Source organism: Pseudomonas sp. 10B238, assembly GCF_000970615.1.
Taxonomy (GTDB): Bacteria; Pseudomonadota; Gammaproteobacteria; order Pseudomonadales; family Pseudomonadaceae; genus Stutzerimonas.
In genome coordinates this window covers 1-2,046 of record NZ_KQ033968.1, presented here as the reverse complement: position 1 = coordinate 2,046, position 2,046 = coordinate 1, and the positions used below count along the sequence as shown (strand labels likewise).

Below are 2,046 nucleotides of genomic sequence, written 5' to 3'. Positions count from 1 at the left end.
CCGACTGGGCGACATCACCGCTGATCACGGCGGCATCGTTGGTGCCGGTGATGATGACGGTCAGATTGTTGGTGCTGCTAGCGCCATGCTCATCTGTCACGCGGTAAGGCACTGTAAGGGTCAGCGGTTCGCCCTGGCCCAGGGATTGGTATGCCGCGTCGGTCGCATCGAAGGTCCAGGTTCCATTGCTGTTCAAGCTGAAGCCAGCAGGTAGCGGTTCCGTGGCGCTGAAGGTCAGCAGCGCACCGTTGTCCGCATCGCTCGCCGACAATTGCCCGCTGAGGATGGCATCTTCTTCGATACTGACGGCTCCGGGCTGGGCGATGGGGGCGTCGTTCGTACCGGTAATGGTCAGTGTCAGCGTGCTCTGGCCTACGGCGCCGTGCTCGTCGGCCACCTGATAGGCGATGACCAGGGTCTGGATCTCGCCGGCGGCCATTGAGTTGTAGGAGCTGTCGGTCGCATCGAAGGTCCAGCGGCCATCGGCGGCGAGCGTGAAGCCGGCCGGTGCGGTGCCGGGCAGGCCGAAACTCAGGGTTGCGCCTTGATCCACATCGCTGGCGATCAACTGGCCGCTGAGCGTGCCAAGTTGCAGGAGGCTGGACAGGTCCTCGTTGGTCGCACCGTTGGTGGTGAGCGTCCAGCCGCTGCTGGCCGGGGTCACGTCCCCAACGCTTACATTCGCCGTTGCGTTCGAGGACAGGTTGCTCAGGGAAAGCGCGGAGTTGACGCCGCTATCGTTCACGTCGGCAATGCCGATGACGAGCGTGTAGGTCCCGGGCACGTCGAACCGATGACTGAAACCTTGCACGCCGGAGTTGCCACGGTCGCCGACCGTGGCGACGTCGCTCAGTACCTGCACGGGCTGGCCATTGACCTGCACGAAGGCAAAGTCGTTATAAGGCAGGTAGTCCGAGGTGGCGAACTGCCAGTCGAAGCTTACCGTCTCGCCAGCGGTGCTGGTGGTGACCGTCAGGGTGATTGCCGAGCCCTCGGTGGCTGCGCTCACTGCGCCAACGGTGGTGGTTGCGCCTTCAATGGCGCTGGCAATGGCCCGCTGGGCGATGGGGAGATCATTAGTCCCGGTAATCACCAGGGTCAGAGTGTCGCTGCTGCTTGCGCCGGCTGCGTCGGTGGCGATGAAGGGCACCTGCAGCGTCAACGTTTGGTCCTTGGCGAGGTACTGATAGGCCGCATCGCTGGTATCCAGCGTCCAGCTGCCATTGGCGTCCAGGCTGAAGCCGGCCGGTGCGGCGGCGTTCAGGCTGAAATTCAGCGTGTCGCCCGCATCGACATCAGATGCGGAGAGCTGGCCGGTTACCAAACCTGCGTCTTCGCTGGCTTCGGCCTGAGTGGCTTGGGCAATCGGGTCATCGTTCACCGCGGCGACGTTGACGGTCACGGTGGCGACGTTGGAGGTGAAGGTGCCGTCAGTGATGGTGTAGCTGAAGTCCGCCGCGCCATTGAAGTTGGTATGGGGGGTGAAGGTAACGGTGCCATTGATATTGAGCACCNTACCGCCGTTGCCGCTGGTGACACTGGCGATGCTCAGGTTGGCGCTGTCCAGGTCACTGTCATTGCCCAGCAGGTCGGCAGCCGAGTAGGTGATGGCGGTGTCTTCGGTGGCCACCAAGCTGTCGTCCGCGGCGACCGGCGCGTTGTCATTCAGGTTGGCTTCGATCAGCGTGACGGCCACCACGGAGACGTTGCCGGCTGCATCAAGCGCTTCTATCGCGTAGCTGTGTTGAATCGGCCCTTGCTCGAAATCGTTGACTCCAGACTCGACGCCCGCCTGGGTCAGGGTAACGCGACCCTGGGTGTCGATCTGGAAATAGTCATCGGCACTGGTATCGCTGCCGGTGGCGGCGAACCGGAAGGCGGTCACGCCGACGGCGTCCTGGGCGTTGACGCTGCCAATCAGGGCGCCGCTGGGCTGGTTTTCGCCATAGGTGAATTGTTGAGCGGTCGTAATCGATGGCGCGTCGGTATCCACCGAGTACTGTCCGGATGCCTGCGCCGAGCCGGTATTGCCGGCGGCATCGGTGT

At 63.3% G+C, this 2,046-nt stretch carries 1 protein-coding gene and 1 pseudogene; both read right to left on the bottom strand.

Annotation, left to right across the window (positions count from 1 at the left end):
• Positions 1 to 1,514 (bottom strand): annotated as a pseudogene (locus RT21_RS24540) (VCBS domain-containing protein); the annotation flags it as partial.
• Between the two features lies 1 nt (position 1,515).
• On the bottom strand, positions 1,516 to 1,696 hold a 181-nt coding region (locus tag RT21_RS24535; protein ID WP_371263649.1), incomplete at its 3' end, for a cadherin-like domain-containing protein.
• Positions 1,697 to 2,046 lie beyond the last annotated feature (350 nt).